Source organism: Acinetobacter sp. MYb10 (genome assembly GCF_002980175.2).
GTDB classification, from domain to species: domain Bacteria; phylum Pseudomonadota; class Gammaproteobacteria; order Pseudomonadales; family Moraxellaceae; genus Acinetobacter; species Acinetobacter guillouiae.
This window is the reverse complement of the sequence record NZ_CP058272.1, coordinates 917,137-943,636: the sequence shown is the minus strand read 5'-3', so window position 1 is coordinate 943,636 and position 26,500 is coordinate 917,137. Positions and strand designations below refer to the sequence as shown.

General features: G+C 36.0%; 23 protein-coding genes, 1 tRNA gene and 1 pseudogene. 12 read left to right on the top strand and 13 right to left on the bottom strand.

Going from position 1 to position 26,500, the window contains the following annotated elements; translation table 11 throughout:
* The first annotated feature begins 650 nt into the window (after positions 1–650).
* The gene (locus CQZ96_RS04495; protein WP_105712830.1) at positions 651–1,208 is read left to right on the top strand and encodes a TetR/AcrR family transcriptional regulator; all 558 of its coding nucleotides are present in this window, start codon (positions 651–653) and stop codon (positions 1,206–1,208) included.
* A 44-nt stretch (positions 1,209–1,252) separates the two neighbouring features.
* Here the strand turns inward: CQZ96_RS04495 and CQZ96_RS04490 are convergent, their stop codons facing one another.
* The 3 genes from CQZ96_RS04490 to CQZ96_RS04480 all read right to left on the bottom strand — a co-directional run bounded on the left by CQZ96_RS04490 (position 1,253) and on the right by CQZ96_RS04480 (position 4,840).
* On the bottom strand, positions 1,253–2,452 hold the full coding sequence (locus CQZ96_RS04490) for a multidrug effflux MFS transporter (RefSeq protein ID WP_105712829.1): 1,200 nt from the start codon (positions 2,450–2,452) through the stop codon (positions 1,253–1,255).
* A 608-nt stretch (positions 2,453–3,060) separates the two neighbouring features.
* Positions 3,061–3,777: a tRNA (guanosine(46)-N7)-methyltransferase TrmB gene (trmB, locus tag CQZ96_RS04485; protein ID WP_105712828.1), complete on the bottom strand. Its 717-nt coding sequence runs from the start codon at positions 3,775–3,777 to the stop codon at positions 3,061–3,063.
* A 139-nt stretch (positions 3,778–3,916) separates the two neighbouring features.
* Positions 3,917–4,840 (bottom strand): LysR family transcriptional regulator, encoded by a 924-nt coding sequence (locus CQZ96_RS04480; protein ID WP_105712827.1) that lies wholly within the window; start codon positions 4,838–4,840, stop codon positions 3,917–3,919.
* 93 nt (positions 4,841–4,933) lie between these two features.
* On the opposite strand from CQZ96_RS04480, the gene CQZ96_RS04475 reads away from it, so the two are divergent.
* The 3 genes from CQZ96_RS04475 (at position 4,934) to CQZ96_RS04465 (ending at position 7,597) form a co-directional block, all read left to right on the top strand.
* A complete protein-coding gene (locus CQZ96_RS04475) occupies positions 4,934–5,356 on the top strand; it encodes a PACE efflux transporter (RefSeq protein WP_004821026.1) in 423 nt (140 codons plus the stop codon).
* A 201-nt stretch (positions 5,357–5,557) separates the two neighbouring features.
* Positions 5,558–6,817: a putative DNA modification/repair radical SAM protein gene (locus CQZ96_RS04470; protein WP_105712826.1), complete on the top strand. Its 1,260-nt coding sequence runs from the start codon at positions 5,558–5,560 to the stop codon at positions 6,815–6,817.
* Positions 6,818–7,597, top strand: a complete 780-nt coding sequence (locus tag CQZ96_RS04465; protein ID WP_004721052.1) for a TIGR03915 family putative DNA repair protein — start codon at positions 6,818–6,820, stop codon at positions 7,595–7,597.
* A gap of 266 nt (positions 7,598–7,863) precedes the next feature.
* Here CQZ96_RS04465 and CQZ96_RS04460 read toward each other — a convergent pair whose 3' ends face one another.
* The 3 genes from CQZ96_RS04460 to CQZ96_RS04450 all read right to left on the bottom strand — a co-directional run bounded on the left by CQZ96_RS04460 (position 7,864) and on the right by CQZ96_RS04450 (position 10,402).
* Positions 7,864–8,673, bottom strand: coding sequence for a siderophore-interacting protein (locus CQZ96_RS04460; protein WP_105712825.1), 810 nt, complete (start codon positions 8,671–8,673; stop codon positions 7,864–7,866).
* A gap of 152 nt (positions 8,674–8,825) precedes the next feature.
* Positions 8,826–9,341, bottom strand: a complete 516-nt coding sequence (locus CQZ96_RS04455) for a GNAT family N-acetyltransferase (protein WP_105712824.1) — start codon at positions 9,339–9,341, stop codon at positions 8,826–8,828.
* 470 nt (positions 9,342–9,811) lie between these two features.
* On the bottom strand, positions 9,812–10,402 hold the full coding sequence (locus CQZ96_RS04450) for a TetR/AcrR family transcriptional regulator (RefSeq protein ID WP_105712823.1): 591 nt from the start codon (positions 10,400–10,402) through the stop codon (positions 9,812–9,814).
* A gap of 134 nt (positions 10,403–10,536) precedes the next feature.
* Between CQZ96_RS04450 and CQZ96_RS04445 the strand changes: the two genes are divergently transcribed.
* Positions 10,537–11,763: an MFS transporter gene (locus CQZ96_RS04445; RefSeq protein ID WP_105712822.1), complete on the top strand. Its 1,227-nt coding sequence runs from the start codon at positions 10,537–10,539 to the stop codon at positions 11,761–11,763.
* 263 nt (positions 11,764–12,026) lie between these two features.
* Here CQZ96_RS04445 and dctA read toward each other — a convergent pair whose 3' ends face one another.
* A complete protein-coding gene (dctA, locus tag CQZ96_RS04440) occupies positions 12,027–13,310 on the bottom strand; it encodes a C4-dicarboxylate transporter DctA (protein WP_105712821.1) in 1,284 nt (427 codons plus the stop codon).
* 289 nt (positions 13,311–13,599) lie between these two features.
* Here dctA and CQZ96_RS04435 point away from each other — a divergent pair, with 289 nt between their 5' ends.
* Positions 13,600–14,139 carry a type 1 glutamine amidotransferase domain-containing protein gene (locus CQZ96_RS04435; RefSeq protein WP_004821051.1) on the top strand — a complete coding sequence of 180 codons (540 nt, stop codon included), beginning with the start codon at positions 13,600–13,602 and terminating at the stop codon, positions 14,137–14,139.
* Between the two features lie 46 nt (positions 14,140–14,185).
* Here the strand turns inward: CQZ96_RS04435 and CQZ96_RS04430 are convergent, their stop codons facing one another.
* Positions 14,186–14,458, bottom strand: a complete 273-nt coding sequence (locus CQZ96_RS04430) for a putative quinol monooxygenase (RefSeq protein ID WP_004721040.1) — start codon at positions 14,456–14,458, stop codon at positions 14,186–14,188.
* 571 nt (positions 14,459–15,029) lie between these two features.
* On the opposite strand from CQZ96_RS04430, the gene atzF reads away from it, so the two are divergent.
* The 3 genes from atzF to CQZ96_RS04415 are packed head-to-tail and all read left to right on the top strand — an operon-like array spanning position 15,030 to position 21,175.
* Entirely contained in the window at positions 15,030–16,862 is a 1,833-nt protein-coding gene (gene atzF, locus CQZ96_RS04425) for an allophanate hydrolase (RefSeq protein WP_171287874.1), read from the top strand.
* 14 nt (positions 16,863–16,876) lie between these two features.
* Positions 16,877–20,479 (top strand): urea carboxylase, encoded by a 3,603-nt coding sequence (gene uca, locus CQZ96_RS04420; RefSeq protein ID WP_105712819.1) that lies wholly within the window; start codon positions 16,877–16,879, stop codon positions 20,477–20,479.
* A 3-nt stretch (positions 20,480–20,482) separates the two neighbouring features.
* Complete coding sequence (locus CQZ96_RS04415; protein WP_004721035.1) at positions 20,483–21,175, top strand: GntR family transcriptional regulator; 693 nt, start codon at positions 20,483–20,485, stop codon at positions 21,173–21,175.
* Between the two features lie 234 nt (positions 21,176–21,409).
* Here CQZ96_RS04415 and CQZ96_RS04410 read toward each other — a convergent pair.
* Positions 21,410–21,486 (bottom strand) — tRNA-Ile (locus CQZ96_RS04410).
* Between the two features lie 148 nt (positions 21,487–21,634).
* On the opposite strand from CQZ96_RS04410, the pseudogene CQZ96_RS21855 reads away from it, so the two are divergent.
* Positions 21,635–21,827, top strand: a pseudogene (locus CQZ96_RS21855) (integrase); the annotation flags it as partial.
* A 402-nt stretch (positions 21,828–22,229) separates the two neighbouring features.
* On the opposite strand, the gene CQZ96_RS04405 reads toward CQZ96_RS21855, so the two are convergent.
* Positions 22,230–22,376: a hypothetical protein gene (locus CQZ96_RS04405; protein ID WP_004721032.1), complete on the bottom strand. Its 147-nt coding sequence runs from the start codon at positions 22,374–22,376 to the stop codon at positions 22,230–22,232.
* 308 nt (positions 22,377–22,684) lie between these two features.
* Between CQZ96_RS04405 and CQZ96_RS04400 the strand changes: the two genes are divergently transcribed.
* On the top strand, positions 22,685–22,852 hold the full coding sequence (locus CQZ96_RS04400) for a hypothetical protein (RefSeq protein ID WP_004721030.1): 168 nt from the start codon (positions 22,685–22,687) through the stop codon (positions 22,850–22,852).
* A 425-nt stretch (positions 22,853–23,277) separates the two neighbouring features.
* Positions 23,278–23,562 carry a hypothetical protein gene (locus tag CQZ96_RS04395; RefSeq protein WP_004721029.1) on the top strand — a complete coding sequence of 95 codons (285 nt, stop codon included), beginning with the start codon at positions 23,278–23,280 and terminating at the stop codon, positions 23,560–23,562.
* 115 nt (positions 23,563–23,677) lie between these two features.
* On the opposite strand, the gene CQZ96_RS04390 is transcribed toward CQZ96_RS04395, so the two are convergent.
* The 3 genes from CQZ96_RS04390 to CQZ96_RS04380 all read right to left on the bottom strand — a co-directional run bounded on the left by CQZ96_RS04390 (position 23,678) and on the right by CQZ96_RS04380 (position 26,123).
* A complete protein-coding gene (locus CQZ96_RS04390; protein ID WP_004721027.1) occupies positions 23,678–23,911 on the bottom strand; it encodes a DUF2171 domain-containing protein in 234 nt (77 codons plus the stop codon).
* A 211-nt stretch (positions 23,912–24,122) separates the two neighbouring features.
* Positions 24,123–25,229, bottom strand: coding sequence for an OmpW/AlkL family protein (locus CQZ96_RS04385; RefSeq protein ID WP_004721026.1), 1,107 nt, complete (start codon positions 25,227–25,229; stop codon positions 24,123–24,125).
* Between the two features lie 465 nt (positions 25,230–25,694).
* Complete coding sequence (locus CQZ96_RS04380) at positions 25,695–26,123, bottom strand: MAPEG family protein (protein ID WP_105712818.1); 429 nt, start codon at positions 26,121–26,123, stop codon at positions 25,695–25,697.
* Between the last annotated feature and the right edge of the window lie 377 nt (positions 26,124–26,500).

Below are 26,500 nucleotides of genomic sequence, written 5' to 3'. Positions count from 1 at the left end.
TGAAATTTCTCCGATCTTAATGAGAATTTTAAATTAATAAAAATATGAAAAAATGGAATAGATATATATAAAATAGATGTTATCTTTATGAATAAAAAAGAAATATTTATAGTTTTTAAAAGTAAAGATTATACCTTGTAGTCAAATTTTTAAGATGATGTGCTTTTAAAGCATAGGTAGAAATTTGATTATAAAATCATTTATTTAAATAATTGATGATCACATTCTGATTACTTCAAGTAAAAAATATCAAAAATACACATGCTGGTTTTCGTATTGATAAGTACTTTCGGACCAAGCCTATAAGTTTAATTAAAAAGGGTGATTAAAATGAGAATGATCAATTAACAAACAAACTAAAATTTGGTTTGATTAACGTTTATTTAACTTATCTAACTAGGTATATGAATTTTAAACCATTATTAGATTAGGAGGTAATGAACATGTGCTTGATCAAAATTGTGGAATATTAAAACCAATCAGTTACGCACAAAAAATGTATAAGTAATTAGCCTCTCCATTAAAAATATATTATTGAATATATCTTTAGTGATGGCTTTATAAAATGAAGTCAGGTGACTTTAGCTTAAATTCTTCTTTAATGATGATAATTTTAATATAATAGGCAAAATTTTTGTTAGGTTTCATTTGTGACAGCAAAAAAAATTCAAAGTATTGCATTGCAGCGATTCGCAAAACAAGGCTTTACTGCAACATCAATGAATGAAATAGCCGAAGACGTTGGCATTAAAAAACCCTCTATTTATGCACATTTCAAAAATAAAGATGATTTATATTTGAGTCTAATTCCGATTATGATCAATCATGAACTGACTTATGCAAAAAATACATTAACTGGTGGAGAAAATTTTCATCAACAACTTTGTGCGTATTTCTGCAGCATAGGTGAACGATTTGATGCTTCATATGATGTACAATTTTGGATGAATGCGCTCATTAACCCACCACAGCATATTTATGATCAAGTGATTGATCCGATGCATATATTTATGGATGATTTGGAGAATATCTTTAAAAACGTATTCCCTGAAAATATAGAAAACAAGAAGTTTGATTCAACGACTTTGGCTCGACTGTGCATGTGTTTTGTAGATGCTTTGCAAAGTGAGCTCATTTATGGTGGTAAAGATAAATATAAAAAAAGATTAGATGCGATCTTAAAAGCACTTGAGGTGTTACTCGGTTAAAAGGTGCTAAATATCTAATATTAGATATTTAGCACTATCTATTTTTAAGCATTTTTATGAGCAATTGTATTTAATATAATCATACAAAAAGCACATATAAGTAAAGTTACAGGAAGGACGAGGATATTTTCTGTTGCAAGACTGGCAATAAAACCAATAACTGCTCCGAAACTATATTGAAGTAAGCCAATTAAAGCTGAAGCGATTCCTGCTAAGTGATGTTGTACCTGTTGCATGGTCAGTGCTGTAAGATTACCAAATAAAAGCCCTGTAGAACTAATAACCATAGTCAGTAATAGGGTGTAAACCCATAAACTTGGTGTATACAGTAACGTTACTAGGCTAAGCATAAGTGTAAAAAACATTAAAATAATAGAGCCTAGCTTTAAAACTTGGTAAGCAGACCATCCTCTATTCAATAACCAAATTGAAAGCTGACCAAAGATGATGAAACACAGTGCATTGAGTGCAAAGAGATAACTATAATGTTCAGGGCTGACTGAGTAATGTTGAATAAAAATATAGGGTGAATTGCTAATGTAGAAGAAGAACCCACCGAGTAGAAAGCCTCCAGCAAGGGTAAAACTGAAATAGCTTTTATTTCTACATAGAAGATAGTAATTTTTGAAAATATTTTTTAGATTTAAGGGTTGTCTATTCGAAAGAGCTAATGTTTCTGGAACAGATATACTACTCCACACCAATAACATAAAAGATAGTAAGGCTAATGTATAAAAAATAATATGCCATGTGCCGTAGTTCAAAAGTTGACTTCCAACCAAAGGGGCAATGATTGGAATGACCATCATGACTTGCATTAACACAGAAAAATGGCGAGCTGCATCTTGCTCATTACTAATATCGCTAATAATTGCTCTAGGTGTGACCAGACCAGACGCAGCACCAATGGCTTGAAGAAAGCGTGCGAACAATAATAGTTCAAGTGAAGTTGTGACTGCTGCGAGCAGAGAACCCAAAATAAAAATAATTAAACCAATTAATAATGGAATTCTTCGACCAAAACGATCAAGAAATGGTCCATATAAGCCTTGGCCAACAGCTAAACCTACTAAAAAAATTGATAATGTTTGTTGGATTTGACTGGTAGATACCTGTAATGAGGTCGCTATCACTGGAAATGCGGGCACATAAATATCAATTGCTAAGGCATCTAAAGCAGTTAATAGTGAGAGTAATATGATAAATGAAGTACTCATTTTGTGAGTCTGTAAGTGACCTTGCATAAATTTCACCCAAGTTTGTATAATTAAAACTACCTAACGGTAGGTAGTTTATTTTTGTTTGTTTTTAAAATCAACCAAAATACGATTTTTAATGGAGTTAAAGAGCAGGGCGCCAAAGGTAGCTTTATATGTATAAAAAGAATCCTTACTGAATAATCTTTTAAAATGAACCAACTACCGTCATTAAATTACAACATATAAAATAATAGTCACGCTGAGTGAATGCTGAAAGTATTAGTCAAAGAGCTTGATGTAAAATTACATGCAAGTGGAGAATGTTGTTTTAGAACCGGTTTCAATTTGTAGCCGTTCAGACTTTGATATGACAATTATCAATATTTGTTTGAATATCAAAAAATGACCATTATTTAATTGACCTTTAGCCCTGATTTCTTCTCTTGATTCTTATCCGGCTGAATTTTGCGCTGAGTAGAGACTATGGCTCGTATGAGGTCTTATATTTATGTTTTGATTGTTTGAATTAATTATTTTTAGAACAAGAATTAACTCGAATAATTACCTAAATTTAGATGTAAAAATAGGGTTAAATAATTAATATTTAACCCTATAATGTTTAATTGTAGACTCAGTCTAGTTTTCTTAGATCATTAGTTTATTTTCTTAAAAATAAAGTCATTAATCTTATGGCCTGCCTCAATACCACGACGTTCAAACTTGGTTTGTGGACGCCAGTCCGGACGAGGATAGCTATTGCCTTTGCCTGCTAAGTTTTCTAAACGAGGGCGATTGTCTAAAACATCGAGCATCCATTCAGCATATGGTTCCCAGTCTGTTGCAGCATGGAATGTACCACCAATTTCAAGTTTTTCTTCAACCAATGGCATACGATCATGAGAAACAAAACGGCGTTTAAAATGTCGTTTTTTCTGCCAAGGATCAGGGAAATAAAGTTGAACCGTATTGATACTATTGTCAGGCATTTCTCGTAAAACTTGAATTGCATCTGCATCTAAAACACGTAGGTTTTTAACTTCCGCCATACCTGCTTCATAAACACATTGCGCAATACCAGGTACATGCACTTCGATTCCAACGAAATTACGTTCAGGATTGGCTTTTGCCATCAGAACCAAAGAACGGCCCATACCAAAACCAATTTCTACCGTAAGTGGACGTTCTGGATGTTCAAAGTGTTGACGTAAATCGCCGACAGGGTATTCCAAAATTAAATCACGATGTTGTTCAAGCGCAGTACGTTGTGAAGTATTGAGCGGTGACGATCTACGCATAAATGTCACAATTTCACGGTGTTCTTGCAAATTGTCTAATTCTACAATTTGTGCTTCAATTTGATCGTTTGACATGATTTAGGTAATACTAGAAATCTAAAAGGCGTATTGTAAGTGCTGAGCTTCGCAAGTCAAATTTTTTATAGAATTTCATTCAATTCTAATAAATTTACAATGAAAACTGGATAAAATAAAATCACTATCGAGCGTTGAGTCAGAGAGTATTGCTGTTACTCAAAGAGTCGTTATGTTCATTTAGACTTTGTCTAATTAACTCGATTAATTCGCGCGATGCTTTAGGTAGTGCTTTATCTTTTAACCAAATTAGATAAATCGGAACAGAAAGTTGATTGTAGGTGTTTTTAAAATCAATTTGGATTAAACGCCCATCATCAATATGTGACTTAACCAATGAATATGGAAAATTTCCCCATCCTAAGCCGATCTCAACCATATCAATCGCCGTTTGTAGATCATTGGTTCGCCAGTAAGATGCAGCAATTACCGATCTCAAATCTGCAATATCAAGCGCACTACTCGCGACAACAATTTGTCGAACATTAACCAAATCCTCGATATAAATAGGATGAACTGCTTGATCCATCAAGGCATGATTTGCAGATATAGTTGCAACAACAACCTCCATGCTGACCAACTGCAAATGTTCTTGCATTTTGATATGTTGCCCTGAACCCGCTAAACAAATTGTGATTTGTTCTGAATACAGTAAATGCAAAATATCATCTTGTGGTGCAGTAATAATTTCGATATTGAGCAGCGGATATTTTAATGCAAGTTTATCAATAGATTGTAAAAGTTTCTGATTGTTTACATCCGATACAACACCTATTTTTAAAGTACTCTCCAAACCTAAGGACAGTTCATAAGCATGCTTACTCAATTGTTTTAATTGTTCTGAGATGATTCTTGCCTGTGGGGCTAGGGCAAGTGCTGAAGCTGTCGGAATCACTTTGCGGGGTGTTCTTTCAAACAGTAGTAAGCCTAATTCTGCTTCGATATTTGCGATGCCCATACTGACGGCTGATGGTACTCGATTTAAGGCACGAGCCGCAGCAGAAAAAGAGCCTGTATCCAGTACTTTTACAAATAATTCTATATTTTCGCTGGTGAAATTCATAATTGGTATCAGTCAAACTGAAAGCTATTGTCTTTATCTATTATTATAACTGAAATTAAAATAGCTTTTTTGAAAATCTGTTTGGGTAAGTTTATGCAAGGTCTTAAACGTAGAGTAATTTATGTAAGTACCTATGAAATCATTGGATTAGGTATTTCTTCTTTAGGGCTGGCACTACTTTCGGGTACACAATTAACCCATACGGGGCCTTTGGCTTTCCTGATTACCACGATTGCTGTGAGCTGGAACTTTATTTATAACTTAATTTTTGAAGCATGGGAAAAACGCCAAACTTTACGTCAACGTACAGTAAAACGCCGTGTAGCTCATGCGATCGGATTTCAATTAACCTTGGTGGTTTTTCTTATTCCATTGATTGCATGGTGGATGAATATTAGTTTTCTAGAGGCATTTTTATTAGATGCAGCTTTAATTGTTATCATTCCAATTTATACCTTTATTTTTAATTGGTCTTTTGATCGATTATTTGGTGTCCCACTTTCCGCTCAAGCTTAAAAAATGTAGTTGTTTCTGCTTAAGTTATTTGCCCATTCAATTGAATGGGCAAATAATGTAGGTTTTTCTAGCACAATAATTTCTATTTAACGTTTTAAATTTATACGACAGCTCATGTCGCAACAATAAAGAAATCGCCGTTGTTGACCGCTCATAATTTATATAATCACTAAAGTTCATTCGGAAAATTAGGTGTGAGTGATGACAGAGCGTATTAGAGAAAAGCTGCAAATTTTAGCAGATGCTGCGAAGTATGATGTGTCATGTTCATCCAGTGGCAGTAACCGTAAAAACAAAGACAGTGGGCTAGGCAATACGGGGGCTGGAATTTGCCATAGTTATACCGAAGATGGTCGATGTGTGTCGCTGCTTAAAATCTTATTTTCCAATGTGTGTATTTTTGATTGCTCATATTGTGTTTCTCGCCGTTCTAATGATGTCAAACGAGCTGCTTTTACGGTACAAGAAGTTGTTGATTTAACCATTAATTTTTATAGAAGAAATTATATCGAAGGGCTGTTTCTCAGTTCAGGAATTTTTAAGTCAGCAGACTATACTATGGAGCGCATGCTACAAGTCGTTAAAAAGCTACGATTAGAAGAAAACTTTAATGGCTATATTCATCTTAAAACGATTCCAGGTGCTTCACAGGAGATTATCCATGAGGCAGGGCTTTATGTAGATCGGATGAGTATCAATTTAGAAATGCCTACCGCGGAAGGCCTTAAAAAGTTTGCTCCTGAAAAAACCCATGATGAAGTGCAAAAAGATTTGGGTATTATTCGAGATCGTTTGATTCAATTTAAAGATGAAAGAAAAATTATAAAAACTGTGCCGAAGTTTGTTCCAGCAGGACAAACAACTCAAATGGTGGTGGGCGCACATAATGAAACGGATCAGGATATTATCTTAATGGCTGATCGTCACTACAAAGAATTTAAACTCAAACGGGTATATTTTTCGGGCTATATTCCGATTAATGATGAAGAAAAAGCATTGCCTTCAGTGGGTTCAGCACCGCCATTATTGCGTGAAAATAGATTGTATCAATCTGATTGGTTAATGCGATTTTATGGTTTTGAAGCGACTGAAATTGTCAATGCAAAGCATCCAAATTTAGACTTAGATATCGACCCCAAACTGAGCTGGGCGCTACGTCATCCTGAACAATTTCCTATCGATATCAATCAAGCTGAATATCGAATGATCTTAAGAGTCCCTGGAATTGGGGTACGTTCAGCTAAAAAGATTGTTCAAGCACGTCGCTTTGGTAAAATTCATATTGATCAAATCAAAAAATTGGGAATTGCTTATAATAGGGCAATGCATTTTATTCGTTGTGCAGATACTCCACCATTTTTAAAAGATCAATTACCCAGCCAAATTCGCCAGAAAATATTACAGACAGGGCATTCAAAATATACTCAACAACTTTCACCCCAGTTGGACTTGTTATTCTAAATGGCGAAATATATTTTTGATGGGACCATGACAGGGATTTTGTGCTGTGTATTTCGTGCATTTCAATTTAAAGAGTTCGATGTCATTGTCTCAAGTGAAAACAACACCCAAGCCGCTTTATTTGATGAAACGATTTTTGTTGAATCCAATGACGCTCAAGCCAATAGAGTTTGGCAAGGCCTAAAGTTAAAAGTTTCAGCAAGTGGTTTACGTAATTTTTACTATACTTTTTTATCTGAACAGGAAGATGCTTTTCAACATCTGTTTAATTTTAGTGTTTATGCATTCTTCGCTCAAAAAGCGATTGATCGAGATTATGGTCATCCAGATGTTTTGGCACTGTCAAAATGGGCCAAACAAGTGGGAAGAGAAAAACATCGTATGGAAGCTTTTGTTCGCTTTAAAAAATGTAAAGATGAATTATTTTTAAGCTTGGTTAAGCCAGATTTCAATGTTTTGCCTTTGATCGAAAAGCATTTTAAAGCCAGATATCAAGACCAGCGCTGGCTTATTTATGATGAAAAACGAAATTTTGGTATCTATTATGATTTAAGACAGGTTCATCAAGTCAATATGAATGTCTTAGAAATTGATCAAAATATTCATCAAGGCTCTAGTCAGGATTTTAGTGTTGAATTAGATCATCAAGAGGTTCTATATGATCAGCTTTGGAAAGATTATTTTAACAGTGTAAATATTTCAGCGCGAAAAAACATTAAACTGCATATTCAATATGTACCAAAGCGATATTGGCGCTATATGAATGAGAAAACGATTTAAATATTTTTAAATCAATAATATGGGTTTGGTTTTGATGTGTAGCTGATTTTCTCTATTACATTCATGAATGAGTTTGGAAATTTGTCAGTTCTTAGGTATTAAACTTGATTCTCTAATTATTCTATATTTCTAAGACTCGTGTTTTTTCAATTGAGTTTTTTTGGGGATCAAAAACCTTATAAACGCTAGTTTGTAAGGTTTTAACGCATCTACTCAGAATAATATAAACCAGATATTTCGGGATTGATCATTTATTTACTTTGGGCTTAATCATCTAGCACTTTAGACTGTCGTTCATTATCTGCTTTCCCAATCTGCCAGTAAGAACAGGCATAACAATCTTCTTTGCCCCAATCACTTTGCTTTCTTAAGATATTACGACATGCGCGTACAGCTTGTAGTTCAGCGGTAATATGTGCAAAACGGCTTGCTGGTAGATTAATGAATTCAGGATGGCGTAACAACTCGTCAGCCAATAAGCTTTGTTGAAGCGGGTTCGGATTGAACAGCCATATTTGCTCTAAATCAGCTTGCGTCTGCAGTTCGATTTGATCTTTTACAGTTGCCACTTCTGCAATAACATATACTTTGGCATCAGCTGTTAATTTTTCTAAGATCGCTTGAGTGACTGCAAGTCCCGTCCCATCGGTGATAATGAGATAATGATTTAGTCCTGTAGGGATTGAATTTTTAGCAGCAGTAGACATGGTTACGCCAATTTGATCTCCAGGTTGAGCACGATCTGCCCAGTGACAAGCCACCGTATCTGTACCATGCATTGCAAACTCGATGGTTAGAGTTTTATTGACTAAATCAATATCACGATGGGTATAAGTCCGAATTTCTGGCATCATCTCAGGATTACTGACAATCCATTTACGTTGATTAAAATCAAAATCAGGAATTTCTATTGTGGTTTGATCATGCCTTGGAATAAAAATTTTATTGTTATCACCAATACTGGTGTGTTTGAATTTCTCTACATCTGCACAGTCAAAAATAATACGGATATAGTTTGGACCTAGATATATTTTCTCTTTCACTTGAATAAAAGTGCGATGTGCATTCAGCGCCATGATTTATTCCATATAAATAACAATAATTCTCATTATCGTATCGGCTTTTACATGAAAATGCCACTAATACCGCGAGAGTTGATGATAAAACTGCAAAGATGCTCAATATCCTGCATCAATAAATCATAAACAATTCAATCTATCCATTGGTATTATGCATTATGAGGAGAAATAGCATAGGTTACAGAATCATATTTAGGTTTCTTTTTATACTCAGAAATAACCCCACCTAAAGATTTTGCGATATGGCGACTGGCATAATTTTCGACAGCTACAGGATAAATAAAATTTTTAAAACTCAAATTGACTGAAGCCCAATGAACCATGCTTGTTACCGCATCTTTACCAAATCCTGACTTATGTCGATCTTCTCGAATCCAAATGCCTAATTCAGGTGTTTCCGTTTGTATTTGATGCAATCCTGCAAGGCCAAGAAACTCATGATTGGCAATGTTTGTGACGACGAAAATTAACTCATTCCCATCTTTAATATTCTCTAGCCATTTATGCCAGATCTCATCAAACTCTTGACGGCTTTGCGGAGGATCCCAAGCCATATATCGAGTTAAGGTGGGAGTAATATGCTGAAATACCTCATCAGCATCTAAAGATGTAAATGGTTTTAAAACAACTTGAGAAAAATGGATCTCTATATTATTCCAGTTCAAAAAAACCTCGAAAATTCAAAATTACAGTTAATTTATCGTATAGCAGACAAAAGATACATGGTTAAAATCAGGATAGGTTTAAGCTAAAAACTATCTTAAATTGAAGTCATCAATAGGGATATCGATCCTAATTCTCTGACTTTATTATTCTGAATATCGAGTTTCAATTTAATGCTTGTACTCATAGCAATCAGAATTTTTATTGATCTACTTTAGGGTCTGTTGCCATTTCATAAATGGCTTGCGTTGTAGGTTAAAATTGAGCAGGCAAGGCATGAAACGAAGAGAATAGCGAGACTATTTTCGAGTTTCATAACGAAGGCTGAGATAATTTTAGCCACAACCCTTCGGGACTAGTGTATTTTTTGCCGCTACGTCGTTACGAACTACTTATTTAGAATGACTAAATTTCATACTTCGTGCCTAGTATCGCCTAAAAAACACACTTAGTCGCAAACGTAGACGAATTGTCAACAGACCCTAATCAATAACCCGCGGAGTAAAAGGTTTAGTGCTGTTCTTCCAGACTTGAGTCTTTGATTATGGTCTTCACCATCAGCTATCCAAAACGCGGCTTCAGCTAAACTGCCATAAATTAAGCAGGCGAGTGCTTGCGGATCAGCTTGCTCAATGATTCCTTGCTGGATAAGTTGTGCTATCTGTCTTTGCATCGAATCAATACAGTGTTGTTGCGAATCTATAGATGCGCCACCCAATACTGCCCGTGCATCACGCAGTACGATGCGTTGATATTCTGATTCTATTGCCATGTCCAGATAAGTATGACAACGCTGATTAAATCCCGACCAAATATCTTTAGCTTGTTCGGAGATCATATCTAAACGTTGATCCATTTCATGATCGATTTGTGCAACGACTGCAGCCAGTAATCCTTTTTTATCACCAAAATGGTGATACAACGCACCACGAGTGAAACCTGCCTGTGCAGTGAGATCATCCATTGAGGTATCGGCATAACCACGTTCACTAAAGACTTTTCGAGCCATTGTAATCAGTGCAGCACGGGTTTCTTCCATTTCAATACGAGTACGACGAACCATCAACTTCTCCTTACATACGTTTCGTATGATTATTTACATACACTGCGTATGAATGTATGCTTTATTCATACGCAGTGTATGTATTTTTGCTGAATCCTTATATGTTTGCAAGAGATTGTATTCAGGAGAGTCTGATGATTGGTCCATATAGAGAACTATTTTTTGTCGCGGGGACCCAAGGTTTTGCTTTGGCTGGGCTATTGGCTCGGATTGCCTTACCGATGACCGGCATTGGTATCATTGTTATGTTGTCTCAAATGAGGGGGAGTTATGCGCTGGCAGGAGGAGTATCTGCGGTATTCGTATTGACATACGCATTAGTGTCGCCCCAAGTATCAAAGTTAGTTGATCAATATGGACAAAGCCGCATACTGCCTATCGTAACAACGATCAGCAGTATTGGTTTACTAGTATTGGTATTTGCTTCATGGTGGCGGGCAGCTGATTGGACGTTGTTTGTGGGTGCATTATTGGCGGGTTTTATGCCCAGTATATCTGCCATGGTAAGGGCGCGTTGGACGGCAATATATGCTGGACAAGCTCAATTACAAACCGCTTACTCACTAGAAACAGTACTAGATGAAGTCACCTTTATTATTGGCCCGCCATTGTCTGTTGGCTTATCGATAGCAGTGTTACCACAAGCAAGTTTACTGGTTGCAACATTGTTGTTGATTATCGGTGTATTTTTACTGGTGTTACAACGAGGTACAGAACCCCAAATCGACACACAATATTTAATTCATAAGCGTTCCGGCTCAATCATTATGCTTGTTCAGATACGCTTGCTGACATTGTTAATGGTTGGAATGGGGATCATTGTAGGCACGATTGATATCGTTAGTGTCGCCTTTGCTGAACATCTTGGTCAGCCTGCAGCTGCTAGTTTGGTGCTTTCTGCATATGCGTTAAGTTCATGTTTAGCTGGCTTATTATTTGGTGCAGTTAAATTGAAAATGTCTTTACAGCATCTTTTATTACTTGGAGGTGTGGCAACTGCAGCGAGTACATTACCCTTATTATGGGTGAATAGTATTACGATGCTGGCAAGTAGTGTTTTACTGGCAGGAGTATTTTTTGCACCGACGATGATCGTCGCAATGGCACTGGTTGAGCGCATTGTGCCAAAACATCGCCTGACGGAAGGTATGACATGGTTACTGGCTGGGTTAAATGTTGGTGTGGCACTAGGAGCAGCAATCTCTGGACAAATGGTTGATGGCTATGGGCTAAGATCGGGTTTTCTCGTTGCATTATGCGCAGGGGGTATGGTGTTGGTGATTGTATTATGGGGACATTACCGTATGGCTAATGACAGCATAGATAATCACAGCATAGCCATATCAAATGATCCGTCATGATGATCAGCACGATTTTTTGTGTGTGCTTCCTGGAATGGTCTTCGATTGAGGGCTTTAGTTTAAGTGAATAACTGTGATTCATAAAAAAACCATTTCAGCGACTCAATGCGGAAATGGTTTTTATGAAATATGTGTGCTTAAGATAGCGTTAAAGGATTTTATCTAAAGCGTATTGTGTTGCTAATAGTGCGTTGGTTATGTAGTGCATTGGTTTTGCTACAGAATAAAACTCTAATTTTTCCCCACTATGTGTTAATTGCGTTTTAACTGCTCAATTCATTTTTTGCCCAGTTCGGATCATCTAACATTTGATGTACACGTTTCTTATCAACATCATTTTCCCATACACCAATCACTAAAGTTGCGACACAATTACCAATCAAGTTGCTTACTGCTCTTAAAATACCAATCAGCCAATCCACTGAAAGGATCAATACCAAGCCAATCGCCGGGATAACAGGAAAACTGGATAAAGTCGCAGCGAGTACAACGATCGCTGATGCAGGAATGCCATGTGCTCCTTTTGAGGTAAATAAGGTGATTAAAAGAATCATGATGAGGTCTGAAATTGTTAGGTGAACACCTGTCGCTTGCGCGATAAATACAACAGCAAGGGTGAGATAAATTGAAAAGCCATCTAAGTTAAAAGAGTAACCCGATGGAATGACTAGGCTTACAGTGGAGTCTTTTATCCCTAATTTTTTTAGTTTATACATCACTTGCGGTAATACCGAATCAGAAGATGATGTTCCACATACAATGGTGATTTCCTCTCTAAAATAGCGAATGAGCTTAAAAATATTGAAACCTAAGAGTTTTAATACCAGACCAAGTATGAAGATCACAAAGAAAATCACAGTTGCATAATAAATTAAGACCAAATAGCCCAAATTAAGTAAGGTTTCTATTCCAAATTTTGCCACGGTAAAAGAAATTGCACCAAAAACGCCGATAGGGGCTAGTTTGATGATAATGGACATGATTTTAAAAATAACTTGAGATATTTTGTCGATAAAAGAGGCTACAGGTTCACTGACATCTTTAGACAGCATAGATAATGCAACGCCAAATAAAATTGAAAAGACAACCACTTGCAGAATATCATTCCCTGTAAATGCGCCCACAGCAGTTTGAGGAATCATATTTAAAAAGAAATCAGATACGCCTGTAACTGCATGGATATTTTCATTGTACTTGGTCATTTGGGATGCATCTAATGTTGAAATATCCACGTGCATACCATGTCCAGGTTTAAATATATAAGCTGCGGCTAATCCTAAAATTAAAGCGATAGTGGTCATTATTTCAAAATAAATCAGCGTTTTTATTCCCACTTTCCCAGCTTTTTTTAAGTCTCCTGCACCATAGATTCCTAACACAATGACACAGAATATAAGCGGTGCAATCAGCATTTTGACAAGTTTGACAAAGCCATTACCAAACACTTGAAAATTGATCGCAATATGAGGCAAAAAGTAACCGAATAAACAACCAATCACCAATGCAATCATCACTTGTAAAAATAAAGAGCGTTTAATAAGCTTCATTGAGGAGATTCATAACTAAAAGGTCACTTGAAAAAGCAATAGTTATGCCATTTTTTGAATGAATAATTTTTGGTCTTTTCTGTAGTTTTTGTTATGGCGGTATTTGATGTTTAATACATAGGCTGCTTAATAGTGGTGTTTAATTATTTATAGATCAAAAAAATAAAAGGATATATAACAAGCCTTAAAACAATATCCTAAAACATTTAACAATAAGAAGCTAAAACTTGTACATCTACAATCGTATTTTTTGTTAGCTTGAAATATACCGTATTGTTGGAGTAAGAAAATGACTAAAAAAGTACTATTCATCACTTCCAATTCTGGCGTTGAGCATGATGAGCTTAAAAAACCTTTGGACTTTTTGACGAGCAAGGGCATAGAAAGCATACACGCTGCGATTGAATTAAACGATGTACGAACCGTTGTTCATGATGATGAAAAATCGGTGTCATATAGTCCGCATGCGATTTTGGAAAAAGTAGATCCAAGTGATTATGATTTGCTGGTTATTCCAGGGGGAACGGTCAATGCTGATCAATTGAGAATTGATGAGAATGCTAAGAAAATCATTCAATCCTTTACAGACCATAAGAAACCGATTGCTGCCATATGTCATGGACCATGGGCTTTAATCAATGCAGAAAGAATTAAAGATAAAAATTTGACTTCATATAAAAGTATTCGTATAGATTTAGAGAATGCAGGTGCAAACTGGATAGATGAAGAAGTTCATCGTTGTAATACGGGGGGATGGGTACTCATTACATCGCGTAATCCAGATGATATTCCTGCCTTTAATGAGGCGATATTAAAAGAGTTGGAATAAGTGAATAGAGCAGGCTAGGCAAAGTTTAAACTTTTGAGATAGCCCTTTAATCGAGGGTTATTTCATATAATCTTTGAATATGTTGGGTTTTAATTCCCCATACGGAACCAGATATTCTACGTTGATGATTTTCAAAACTTTGTCGATTCTCAAAAACTTCATGTACATCCCAAATTAAGGGATTTTGGCTTTGTTTGACCTCAAAAGAAACACAACCTTGTTCTTGTCTGGTTAACTTGATATGTTCTGGAAGACACTTGATTACGATATTTAATTCTTGTTCAGACACACAGATTAACTGACCACTTAGCTTAACCATAGCATTCTCATTGATAAAATATAGCTGTTGTTTTATGTAGGCGTAGGACGAGTCTTATATATTATTATTTATTGCGTAAAAATTTAATACGCATTTTTTATTGGATTGCTCACATATTACTTATAGAGAAGTGATACTTAAAATATAAGGTTAATATTTAGAGCGTAAATCGTCATATTTCTCAACATAAGAAAATAAAAATTTGTAGGAAAAGTCATAAAAAACGTAAAAGATCGCCACGATAAAATAAAGTTAAATCATAAAAAAACTTGAGCTTTTGAAAGAGCATAAAGGTGATGCTGACTCACTCTAAAAAGCAGTTGACCGCTACAGACTTCAATCTATTCAGATGAACAAGTGGATGAAGTTGCCTAAGTAGAGCACCAATTTTATAAACCATCCTATATTGCACTCATAAATAGCAAGCTTGCATTTTGACTAAAAAAAATTGATCTAAATTATTGCATATCAGTCTCACATATATAAAAAGAATATAAAAAACAGATTGTTAGTTTTTGGCATGGATCCTGCAAATGTAATTCAAACTTGTATACAAGATGGGATTCAAAAAATGTACTTAGAAAAAATGAGTGGCTGGACGATTAGTGATTGGCAACGGGCTTATCAAACTGGTGAAATTAATATCGAAAAATTGTGTGACTTAGTGAGTGAGTTTGATCCGCAGGATAATGCATGGATTTCAATTGCGACTGTCGAACAAATCAAACAACAGATTGAAGATCTTCAAATCGATTCTCATGACTTAGAGAATATTTATCAGCAATTTCCGTTATATGGAATTCCATTCGCAGTTAAAGACAATATTGATGTAAAAGGATTTGTATCTACAGCGGCATGTAAGATCATCTCTCATCCTGCTGAACAAGATGCCGCACTTGTCCAGTTATTGAAAAATGCTGGTGCGGTTGTCGTTGGTAAAACAAATTTGGACCAATTTGCAACTGGATTAGTTGGCACTCGATCTCCTTATGGCGCAGTTAAAAATAGCTTTAATCCAAATTATGTAAGTGGTGGATCAAGTTCTGGTTCAGCGAGCGTAGTGGCTCGTGGTCTGGTGCCTTTTTCATTGGGAACTGATACTGCAGGGTCTGGCCGTGTTCCAGCTGGTTTTAACAATATTGTTGGATTAAAACCAACCAAAGGGCGTTTTTCAAATCATGGTCTATTGCCTGCCTGTAAGACTGTTGATTGTATTTCGATTTTTGCTTTAACAGTTGTAGATGCTGAATATGTTGCCAATCTATTAGAAAAACATGATGCGCGAGATAGTTACTCGCGGAAGAATCCAAAAACAGCGCCAGCACGCTTTACCTCAAAACTCAATTTTGCAATACCCGACACTTTAAATTTTTTTGATGATCAACAATCGGAACAAGCGTTTAACCAAGCACTAAAATTACTTGAGTCTTTTCAGGCTTCTATTACAGAGATTGATTTTACGGCTTTTGAAAAACTCGCAGTACAACTTTATCAAGGACCTTGGGTGGCTGAACGAACTGCTGCTTTAGAAGATTTTATCGAACAAAATCCTGAAGCATTTGATCAAACAGTTTTAGAAATAGTTAAACAGGGTTATCAATACACAGCGATTGATGCTTACAACGCAGAGTATCTAAAACAAGATTTGGCACGTGAAATTCAGGAAAAATTGGCTCAATTTGATGCTTTGATCGTACCAACATCCCCCACAATTTACACAATCGAAGAAATGAAAATTGAACCCATTAAGTTTAACTCTCATTTTGGTACATATACTAATTTCACCAATTTGGCTGATTTAAGTGCACTGGCTTTACCCGCAGGGTTTCGAGAAGACGGCTTACCTTTTGGAATTACTTTAATTGCACCTGCTTGGCATGATGCTGCATTAACTCATTTTGGAAAACTCTGGCAGCGATATCTCGATTTAAAGTTAGGTGCAACACAAGCAAAATTGAAATCTACTCAACTGGATTTAACCCGATCTGATCATCATATCCGTGTGGCTGTTGTTGGGGCTCATTTAACAGGTATGCCACTGAATTTTCAATTGACCAGCAGAGATGCTGTACATATTGAAACGACCAAAACTGCCAGTAAATATTCTCTATATGCATTGAATGGGACAGTGCCGCCTAAACCGGGCCTTGCACGTAATGAAGCTGAGGGGAAAGCCATTATTGTAGAACTTTGGGATATTCCAACTGCTCGTTTTGGGGAGTTTGTTGCAGAAATCCCGACACCACTGGGTATGGGAAATGTGGAACTTGAAGATGGGCGCTGGGTAAAAGGCTTTATCTGTGAACCTTATGGTTTGGAAGATGCAGAGAATATCAGTCATTTGGGAGGATGGCGGGCATATATCCAACAGCGAAATAATCCAGTACCAGCTGTATCGAATTAAGGGGGGAAAGCATCATGTTTCATACTGTATTAATTGCAAACCGTGGTGAAATTGCTGTAAGAGCCATTCGAACCTTAAAGAAATTAGGCATCAAAAGTATAGCTGTCTATTCAGACACAGATCGTTATGCTCAGCATGTATTAGATGCAGACCTCGCAGTTGCTTTACAGGGGATTAAGCCAGCAGATACGTATTTGAGTATTGAAAAGTTAATCCGAATTGCAAAAGACACAGGCGCACAAGCGATTTTCCCGGGTTATGGTTTTCTTTCTGAAAGTGCTGAGTTCTCTCAAGCATGTGAGGAAAACGATATTGCATTTATGGGGCCTACAGCCGAGCAAATTTTAGAATTCGGACTAAAACATCGTGCACGTGAACTGGCGGCCATAGCCAATGTGCCAATGACACTCGGAACAGGTTTATTAAATAGTTTAGATGAAGCACTCGAAGCTGCGGAAACAATTGGTTATCCGATCATGCTGAAAAGTACCGCAGGTGGTGGCGGTATTGGTTTAACCCGCTGTGACTCAAAAGATGCCTTAATGGAAGCTTATGAAAGTGTGAAACGCTTAGGTGAGCAATTTTTTAAGGATGCTGGCGTCTTTTTAGAACGCTTTATAGATAAGGCTCGTCATGTAGAGGTACAGATATTTGGTGATGGTCAAGGTCAAGTGGTTGCTTTGGGAGAACGGGATTGTTCACTACAACGTCGTAACCAAAAAATTGTTGAAGAAACACCTGCAGCAAATTTACCTGACGCAACACGAAAAAAACTACATCAAGCTGCAATTGAGCTCGGAAAATCGGTTCAATATCGTAGCGCTGGAACCGTTGAGTTTATTTATGATGCAGCACGAGATGAGTTTTATTTCTTAGAGGTCAATACTCGACTACAAGTTGAACACCCTGTAACAGAAATGGTAACAGGGCTGGATTTAATCGAATGTATGCTAAAAGTCGCATCAGGGGATCGGTTGGATTGGGATGACTTAGCGCATATACAGCCCCAAGGTGCAGCTATAGAAGTTCGGGTCTACGCAGAAGACCCAGTTAAGAATTTTCAGCCGAGTCCAGGTGTTTTAACTGATGTTTATTTCCCTGAAGGAATTCGGGTTGATACATGGGTATCTACAGGCACTGAAATTTCTCAATATTTTGATCCAATGATTGCTAAGATCATCGTTCATGCTGAAAATCGTGAGGCTGCGATACAAAAGTTAAAACAAGCATTAGTTGAAGCACGACTCAACGGTATTAGTACCAATCTTGATTATGCGCGTGAGATTATTTCAGATGTTCGCTTTGAAAGTATGCAAATCTGGACACGGATGTTAGACGATTTTAAATATACACCTCGGGTGATTGAAGTGGTTCAGCCGGGAACATTAAGTTCGATTCAAGATTATCCTGGGCGTATTGGTTATTGGGATATTGGCGTCCCACCATCAGGCCCTATGGATGATTTTGCTTTCCAATTGGCAAATAAAATTGTAGGCAATGATGCTAAAGCTGCGGGTTTTGAATTTACCTTGATGGGGCCTACGTTAAAATTTCATGCTGATACCACCATTGCATTAACAGGTGCGCCATGTTCTGCATATCTTGACGATCAAACTATTCATTTTTGGCAACCGATCACAGTCAAGTCTGGACAGATACTTGAGTTAGGGCAAGTTGAATCCGGTTGTCGAACATATCTTTCAGTACGGGATGGTTTGGATGTCCCAGTATATTTAGGCAGTCGCTCGACTTTTGCATTAGGTAATTTTGGAGGTCATGCTGGTCGTACACTTCGTGCAGGTGATACGATTAAAATGGTGAATCCGACTTTACTTATGAATGAGTTACCTATTGCCATTGCACAACCACAAGCATTGTCTAACCACTTAATTCCAAGCTATAGCACCGAATGGAAAATCGGAGTGCTATATGGCCCACATGGCGCACCAGATTTTTTTAAACAAGAATATATTGAAGAATTCTTTGCTTCAGAATGGACGGTTCATTTTAACTCAAACCGTTTAGGAATTCGTTTAAGTGGGCCAACGCCTAGTTGGGCACGAGAAAATGGTGGAGAAGCTGGATTACATCCTTCCAATGTACACGATTGTGAATATGCCATTGGCGCAATCAACTTTACAGGTGATTTCCCTGTTATTTTAGCTAAAGATGGACCAAGTCTTGGTGGGTTTGTTTGCCCAGTAACGATTGCTAAAGCAGAATTATGGAAAATCGGACAACTTAAAGCAGATGATAAAATCTCTTTTTATCCATTAAGCGTAGAACAAGCGAATCAATTAGAACAACAGCAGCTAGATTTGATTGAAAACTTTTCAACTGCTGTTCCAGATGTAGCCCCTATTTCTAAAGCGGAAATGGGTACGACGATTTTGGCACAGAGAGAGGCTATGCAGCTTTCTCCAAAAACAGTTTATCGTCAAGCCGGAGATAGTTATATCTTACTTGAGTATGGTGACAATATTCTGGATCTTTCCCTTAGGTTACGTGTCCACAAATTGATAGAGCTGATACGTGCTCACAATATCGCAGGTATTTTAGAATTATCACCTGGTGTTCGTTCCTTGCAAATTAAATATGATGGTTTGATCATCCCGCAAAAAACGCTAATCGCTGAACTGCTCTATTTAGAAGAACAAATGGGAGATCTAAGCCAAATAAAAATACCATCACGTATCGTTTATTTACCCATGGCATTTGAAGATAGTGCCACCCTGAGTGCAGTTGAACGATATCAGGAAAGTGTTTGCGCCAAAGCACCATGGCTTCCAAATAATGTGGATTTTATTCAGCGAATTAATGGTTTGAAACACCGTGATGAAGTTAAACAAATCTTATTTAATGCAAATTATCTTGTGCTTGGATTAGGAGATGTTTATCTGACAGCACCTTGCGCAGTACCGATAGACCCGCGTCATCGTTTATTAAGCTCTAAATATAATCCAGCACGTACATTTACCGCAGAAGGGACTGTGGGAATTGGTGGTATGTACATGTGTATTTATGGAATGGATTCACCAGGTGGATACCAATTAATTGGTCGCACATTACCGATCTGGAATAAATTTAAAAAGAATAAACAATTTGGCGATAAACAATGGTTCCTGCAATTTTTTGACCAAATCAAATTTTTTGAGGTTACTGAAGCTGAATTAGATCAGTGGCGTTTAGATTTTGCCAATGGTCAAGCTCAAATTCAAATTGAAGAAACTGAATTTGATTATGCGCAATACTGTAAATTTTTAGAGGATGAAGCTGACAGCATCGAGGTCTTTAAAGAAAAACAACAGTTTGCTTTTAAAACTGAAGTTGAACGATGGAAAGAAGATTTTATCCATCCAGAAGAAACCCAAAAGGATTACATTGAACAGCAAGATTTTAGTCACTTTGTCGCTTTAAATGCATCAATGACAGGCAATATATGGAAAATATTGGTTGAACATGGTCAAGTGGTGAAGAAAGGTGAAACTGTAGCGATCATCGAGGCTATGAAAATGGAATTACCTGTATATGCATCTGAAGACGGTATTGTAAAAGCTGTGACTTGTCGCGCTGGTCAGACAGTACATAGTGGTGAGCCATTGGTCTATATGGAATAGGATATGACTGAAATAAAGAATTCTTTAAAAAGCTCAGACAATTTGTCTGAGCTGGTTTATCGAAGAATCAAGAATGATATTTTTGATTTTAAACTTATGCCGAGTGAGCGTTTTACTGAGTCAGAAATTGCTAAAACTTATCAAGTGAGTCGTACCCCTATACGTCAAGCTTTATATCGTTTACAGCAGGAAGGTTATGTAGAGGTTAGTTTTCGAAGTGGTTGGCAGGTGAGACCACTGAACTTTAGATATTATGAAGAACTGTATGATGTTCGCATCATTTTAGAAAAAGCAGCCATCGAAATACTTTGCGCTCATATTGGGGAGCCATCAATTGAGTTGGCAGTATTAAAAGATTTATGGTGTATCGAACCTGAGCAATACCTAAAAGATATTAAGGCGCTTTCTCAACAAGATGAAGATTTCCATTGTTCTCTTGTTCGTGCAGCAGGTAATCAGGAAATGGCACGAATACATCGAGAACTGAGTGAAAAAATTAGAATTATTCGTCGCTTAGATTTCTCCAAACAATATCGTATAGAGGCAACTTATGCTGAGCATCAGACTATTTTAGGTTTTATTTTTAGAAAAGAACGGGATTCTGCGCTAAATGCGACTACAGAGCATATCAAACAGAGCCGTGATGAGGTAAAGAAAATTACATTGCAAATGCTAGATTCTAGTCAATTTATTTAAGCTAAAATTTTGATTAATTGACTTATACTTCAATGCTTTTAAGGGAAGGATGATGAATATTTGTTGTAAATTGAGAGAAATGTATAAATGCTGAAAAATGAGGGGGCGCAAGTTCCACACTTCGATTAAAAGAAAAAAGCTAATTGACGATAAAGCAGATGTAAAATAGTTAATCAAGAATAGCAAACAACAAAAAACCACTTAGGATTAATGCACCTAAGTGGTTGTCTTATTTGGTGGGCCCGCCCAGACTTGAACTGGGGACCAACGGATTATGAGTCCGCTGCTCTAACCAACTGAGCTACAGGCCCTTCATCAAGTGAATTGATTAATTATCAACTACTTGGAACGTGTGCAATACTATCTAAGATTTTAGAGTTTATCAAGTTTTTTTACAAGTAGACTGTAGAGAATAGCTTGATATAGTATTTAGCATTGCGACAGCTAGAGATTCTATATATGTCAACACCAAGAGTAAAGCTGACAAAAGACATTTATTGATCAATTGGAGCTTAGATCTGCGATTTATCGAGACAATAAGTTGATTGGCTTTGTTGTACGTGTAAATAACAGCGATAAAACTTATATCGCTGAAAAGAAAGTTCTCAGTCGATCTATTTGCTCAACTTCGGATTATATGGAAATATCGATCTAGACTAAGCGTATGAATTGGTAGAGAGAAAATTGCTGCAAATGGCATAAGGGATAAATCCCAACCCAGAGAAAAAGCAAAAATATCAGAGCAGCAACAACAATTAAATATCGAGAAGAAGAAGTCTACAGTAGCTAGAGCAAACGAAGTTTTTATGGATTACCTCAATTTAGAGTCTTTTCAAGCAAGATCAATCATAGACTATACAATCAAAAATAGATCGTTTAAAAAGAGGGCGGTATTTGGAAGTGTGATTAGCATCTTAATTTAAGATTTTTTATTTTAAATAGGATTTTAATTAAATTCACTATTAGAAAAGCAAGGAAACACCTTGCTTTTCTTAATCTGCTTTAAACATTTTAAAACGCTAAGCTTATAAAAATAGCTGCAAATTACTCTAACTTAGCCTTGCCAACTCGCAAGCATATAGATCACAATCGCAAGCAAAAATAGACCCACTATGAGTAAAATATATTTTGGGATTCTACGCTTTTCTTGTGCTTTTTCTGATCTTTCTTGAGCTGTTGATGGGTTGTTATCAGGTTGCATATTAACCTCTAAGATTTATCAAGTGATTAATTTATATGGTGGACTAATCTCATCAATACTGTGTGAATAAATGTTGTTAAAAAGTGATCAATGTAGATTAAGTGAAATTTTAAGTATTAAATGAAATGATACTTTAAAATAAGGGTTAGTTATTTTAAAAATAAAAACATAGTGTTAATTGGTATTCTATATTGAGTTAAAATAAATAAGCATGACTCAAATTCACAAGAACTTACACTAAACAGCGAATAAAATAATCCATGTTATAAAGATAATCCTTATATTTATCGTTATATGGAGACGTGATTATGCCTATAGGAGATAAATCTGCATATACAGCAAAGCAGAAAAGACAAGCCCAACATATTTATGAAAGTGAGAAAAAACAAGGCCGTTCGGATGAAGATGCACAACGTATTGCTTGGGCGACCGTAAATAAGCAGGATGGAGGTGGGAAAAAATTACGCCACTCTTAGCTGATTCAATCCACCTCGGTGGATTTTTTATTTGTTAAATAAACTGCTAACTTTGAAAAATTAAATAATAGAGTTATAAAGATGATTTTTAAAGTTTGCCTATAGGATTATCTGTGCTCGTTATTTAAAACATTACGCCGTTATTCATTACCCATATTACTACTCATAAATTCTAGAATAGAAAATATATCAACATGCAAACCGGGCGAATATCAAAGTGTAATTTATTAGACAGATTTTAAAAAGCAAATTCTTAGATCAGCATGCCAATCAAAATACAATGATTGATGAAGGATCTAAATCAGAAATAAGGTTGCTCAATATCAATACAAAGCCATCAATACAAAACCAATAGTGATCACTTGAAAATTAGATCCTATCTCCTATAATAAGCTATCAAATGATAATGATATGTATTCTTGATTATGTTTAAAGGTAAAAGCTTCGATAATTTTTTAAAATTTAGCTTCTTTATGTTTATGGTTTTAACCTTTTGTGCGCTCGGCATGGCGATCTATGAGAAATTCATAGGTCAAGCAGATAAAATTGTTTTAGGTCCAGCCTTAACCTTTATGTTTTTTGCATTTTTTGCAAAATATCAATATGCAATTCAATACTGGGGCAAACGCCTCGATCTTATCAATGAAGGCGAAAGACAACGCCAATTAAGATTGGATGAAGATACGAAAGTCTTAAAAAATAAGATTTAATCAAATATAAAACGCTCGATGAAACTCATCGAGCGTTTTATATGGAATAAGTGTCAATCTACTTCAGAACGTGACACACATAAATTGAATAAAACTCAGTTGTAATAGGCAAAATCTATACTTCTAGCCAAGTGTCTTTAACCTCTTGAGAATCTTTAGTTAAGATCACTTTTTCGCCTTTTATCTCACCAACCCAAGATGTTGGGATGAGATGGTGATGTCCATCGCCATGTTTGGTCAGTTTGATTTGGTCTGCTCCAACAAGGTGATCTACCTCACCAACTTTGGTTCCACAAGACGCAATAACATCGGCATGATTCTTAATACTTTCAACATTGATAGAAGTCATTTGATACTTTCCTATTGAAATGTGATTTGAATATTTACCTTATATGAAATAGATAGGTGAGTCTTGGTCTGAAATGAAAAGGCTACAAGACAGCCAAAATAATTACTTAATGAATTAAATTTTATACATGGTAATTTTTTGAAATTAATTATAAATGAAGCCATTACAGTATTTAAGTCACTGTAATGGCTTTAGGTTTTAACAGATAGACTTAGAAACGATAACCTACACCAAGGTAAGTGATCAGTGGGTCGATCTCAATTTTAGTTTTAGCCTGAATGAGCTTTGCATTGTTGTTGGTGTTTAGGACAGTAATGGTTGCCGTATTGTCTAACTTCGCATAAGAAATAGAGGCTGTAGCAAACCAGTTTTGTTTAAAGTCATAGGTAAAACCAGCAGTAACAATCGGAGCAATGGCATCAGTTGCATCTACTTTAACTTTCATGTTGCCGCTCGATGGCTTTCCTTCTAAAGAAGCACCTGCTTTACCATCATGAATGTTTTGAATCATATGTCCAGCACGTATCAAATCATTTTCAATTCCTGAATTGATTTCGATATCATTGAAGTAGGCATACATTAAACCAGCACCTACAAATGGTCTGAACTTATTGACACCAGATTTACCAAAATAGTACTGCGCTTGTATGGCAGGCGTCCAAGCTCTAGCAGATGCAGCAGTGTTATAACTATCCAAATCTGTAATTAAAAGATTGTTTTTTAAATACAAATCGCCTGCAATGCCACCGAGTGGTTGAGAAGCTGCTGAAAAGGGTGCATAAACAGTACCTTTTCCTTTTAGATCAACTTTTGGTGGAATCCCTGCAATCAATTGAACAGCAACATTGTCGGTGACATTATAAGTAAACATCATACCTAACGTGTCTACATCCTCAACTTCCAAACCAGCATCCGCTGACCAATGGGCAATCCCATTGATTTCAGCAATTCCTGTTAATTGGTCTATTAATGTTGGGTCATCTGCCATAATTGCATCCAACAGATCATCAAATACATACCGTCCTTCCTCATTACTCGGCATGTTGAGTATGCTAATAAGGTTGGGATCCATCGCATCAATACGCGATTGATCGAGATTATCTATAATCGTTTTGCCTGAAATTACACCCACCGCAGCTTTAGTACCATTACCTACAGAGGTATTAATCCTAAAAGGTTGTGCTTTCCCCATTGATGACATATGTAACCAACCTGAAGAAACCGAGAAGCGTTTAAAATCTTCAGCTTGACTTATTCCCGCAATACAAATGAGTGAGGTTGTAATGACGGCTTTTTGAAAGATCTTTTTTGTTTTCACTTGAATTCATCCTTTTAAATACAATCACTGTCTTCTTGACAATGAGATTATTAAAATTACATAAAACAACCAATAAGTAGAGTAAAAACTCTAATTTAAAAACAGTATTAAGACTTAGAAGTTAATTAATAATGATCGAAAAGTAATATAAAAAACATAAAATCATAGAGTTGTTTGAAAATAATGTATTTTTAAGTATATTTTTTATATAAATAAAGTATTACAAAATAGTGACATAGTTTTACTTTTTGATAAATTTACTTTACTTTTGATTATATTAAAAAAATTACAGCATAGATTAGTAAATCTAAATTTAATTATTATTCATAGAATATTTTGGTGAATTATCGATATAAGTTGTATTATTTTTCCAACTATAAAATACAACTTATAAAGAAATTAACTATTATAAAATAGCGAATAAAGCATAAAATGATCAGTTAATGCCTATTGATTTGCATTTATTTAAAATCCAATACATGTGATTATGATTTGAATCGCCAAAATAATAAGACAGATTATTCCAACAGCATAAGAAATACTGCGCCATGGTTGCATTGCACTGAGATAGGTGATTGTATGTGTGATTCTTGCAATCGTAAAAATACAAAAGATCCAGACAATAAAATCACTGCTTAGGTTTAATGCAATACAAAGCCCTCCAAGCACCCAAAACACGGGAATATTTTCTAAATCATTTGCCCAAGCTTGGCTGGCTCTGGTTACTTGTGGCAGCTCTTCGGGTCGGGCTTGGACACTGACAAAATTAGCATCTTCGGTATTTTTAAACGCTTTATTCTTTATACGATAAAATCCTTGATAACAAGAGATTGCAAGCATTTTAAAAAAAAGCAAAACCACACAAAATGCATAGATATGTAGTAGATTATTCATAGATCCCCATTTATTTTATATGCTTTAGATGTATTTAATTAAGTGTATCTATTTAAAGTGATTTTTAAACTTTGTCGAGAGAAATTTTTAGAAGCAGTTTTAATGCTTGATGGCTCTGATTTATTTTTTGGTGAGAATGACTGAAATAGAATCGAATGATTAGAAACTTAAACACAATTGAAAATTAATCGAGTGCTTTTAACGATGATCTAAGCTTTGAGTCAATGAGAGCTGCTGCTGAGTGTGTTGCGGTATACGATGATCTAGCGAAGTTTGTGGCTATTGAGCGGGAATAGTATGCAGTGTTACTTTTTTCGTTTTTCTAAATAAATTTCAAATATGCTCCATGTGCAAATCAAAACAAAGACTAAGGCACT

Excerpts from the sequence above, each read along its gene's own strand:
- CQZ96_RS04460 (WP_105712825.1), bottom strand. The coding sequence starts at position 8,673 with ATGGCGCTGAATGCACATCGCACTTTTATTCAAGTGAAAGAGAAAATA.
- CQZ96_RS04415 (WP_004721035.1), top strand. The coding sequence starts at position 20,483 with ATGACTGAAATAAAGAATTCTTTAAAAAGCTCAGACAATTTGTCTGAG.
- dctA (WP_105712821.1), bottom strand. The coding sequence starts at position 13,310 with ATGAAGCTTATTAAACGCTCTTTATTTTTACAAGTGATGATTGCATTG.
- CQZ96_RS04395 (WP_004721029.1), top strand. The coding sequence starts at position 23,278 with ATGTTTAAAGGTAAAAGCTTCGATAATTTTTTAAAATTTAGCTTCTTT.
- CQZ96_RS04490 (WP_105712829.1), bottom strand. The coding sequence starts at position 2,452 with ATGCAAGGTCACTTACAGACTCACAAAATGAGTACTTCATTTATCATA.
- CQZ96_RS04380 (WP_105712818.1), bottom strand. The coding sequence starts at position 26,123 with ATGAATAATCTACTACATATCTATGCATTTTGTGTGGTTTTGCTTTTT.
- CQZ96_RS04445 (WP_105712822.1), top strand. The coding sequence starts at position 10,537 with ATGATTGGTCCATATAGAGAACTATTTTTTGTCGCGGGGACCCAAGGT.
- uca (WP_105712819.1), top strand. The coding sequence starts at position 16,877 with ATGTTTCATACTGTATTAATTGCAAACCGTGGTGAAATTGCTGTAAGA.
- atzF (WP_171287874.1), top strand. The coding sequence starts at position 15,030 with ATGTACTTAGAAAAAATGAGTGGCTGGACGATTAGTGATTGGCAACGG.
- trmB (WP_105712828.1), bottom strand. The coding sequence starts at position 3,777 with ATGTCAAACGATCAAATTGAAGCACAAATTGTAGAATTAGACAATTTG.
- CQZ96_RS04430 (WP_004721040.1), bottom strand. The coding sequence starts at position 14,458 with ATGGTTAAGCTAAGTGGTCAGTTAATCTGTGTGTCTGAACAAGAATTA.
- CQZ96_RS04480 (WP_105712827.1), bottom strand. The coding sequence starts at position 4,840 with ATGAATTTCACCAGCGAAAATATAGAATTATTTGTAAAAGTACTGGAT.
- CQZ96_RS04390 (WP_004721027.1), bottom strand. The coding sequence starts at position 23,911 with ATGACTTCTATCAATGTTGAAAGTATTAAGAATCATGCCGATGTTATT.
- CQZ96_RS04435 (WP_004821051.1), top strand. The coding sequence starts at position 13,600 with ATGACTAAAAAAGTACTATTCATCACTTCCAATTCTGGCGTTGAGCAT.
- CQZ96_RS04470 (WP_105712826.1), top strand. The coding sequence starts at position 5,558 with ATGACAGAGCGTATTAGAGAAAAGCTGCAAATTTTAGCAGATGCTGCG.
- CQZ96_RS04475 (WP_004821026.1), top strand. The coding sequence starts at position 4,934 with ATGCAAGGTCTTAAACGTAGAGTAATTTATGTAAGTACCTATGAAATC.
- CQZ96_RS04450 (WP_105712823.1), bottom strand. The coding sequence starts at position 10,402 with ATGGTTCGTCGTACTCGTATTGAAATGGAAGAAACCCGTGCTGCACTG.
- CQZ96_RS04400 (WP_004721030.1), top strand. The coding sequence starts at position 22,685 with ATGCCTATAGGAGATAAATCTGCATATACAGCAAAGCAGAAAAGACAA.
- CQZ96_RS04405 (WP_004721032.1), bottom strand. The coding sequence starts at position 22,376 with ATGCAACCTGATAACAACCCATCAACAGCTCAAGAAAGATCAGAAAAA.
- CQZ96_RS04465 (WP_004721052.1), top strand. The coding sequence starts at position 6,818 with ATGGCGAAATATATTTTTGATGGGACCATGACAGGGATTTTGTGCTGT.